The organism is Bacillus cereus group sp. BfR-BA-01524 (assembly GCF_022662595.1).
GTDB classification, from domain to species: domain Bacteria; phylum Bacillota; class Bacilli; order Bacillales; family Bacillaceae_G; genus Bacillus_A; species Bacillus_A thuringiensis_S.
In genome coordinates this window covers 1-319 of sequence record NZ_JAKUDW010000342.1, presented here as the reverse complement: position 1 = coordinate 319, position 319 = coordinate 1, and the positions used below count along the sequence as shown (strand labels likewise).

Genomic DNA, 319 nt, shown 5'->3' with positions numbered 1-319 from the left:
TCGGCGGTTCGATCCCGTCATCCTCCACCATTTAGCCGACTTAGCTCAATTGGTAGAGCAACTGACTTGTAATCAGTAGGTTGGGGGTTCAAGTCCTCTAGTCGGCACCAGTTTTAATTACGAGAGCCATTAGCTCAGTTGGTAGAGCATCTGACTTTTAATCAGAGGGTCGAAGGTTCGAATCCTTCATGGCTCACCATTTTAATGAAATATGCGGGTGTGGCGGAATTGGCAGACGCACTAGACTTAGGATCTAGCGCCTTTGGCGTGGGGGTTCGACTCCCTTCACCCGCACTTTTAATAAAATATCTCAAACATG

General features: G+C 47.6%; 3 tRNA genes. All 3 read left to right on the top strand.

The features are described 5' to 3' along the window. Positions 1-34: 34 nt before the first annotated feature. The 3 genes from MR170_RS31390 (at position 35) to MR170_RS31380 (ending at position 294) form a co-directional block, all read left to right on the top strand. A tRNA-Thr gene (locus tag MR170_RS31390) sits at positions 35-110 on the top strand. A gap of 13 nt (positions 111-123) precedes the next feature. After that, positions 124-199: transfer RNA gene (locus MR170_RS31385), tRNA-Lys, on the top strand. 14 nt (positions 200-213) lie between these two features. After that, positions 214-294: transfer RNA gene (locus MR170_RS31380), tRNA-Leu, on the top strand. Positions 295-319: the final 25 nt, after the last annotated feature.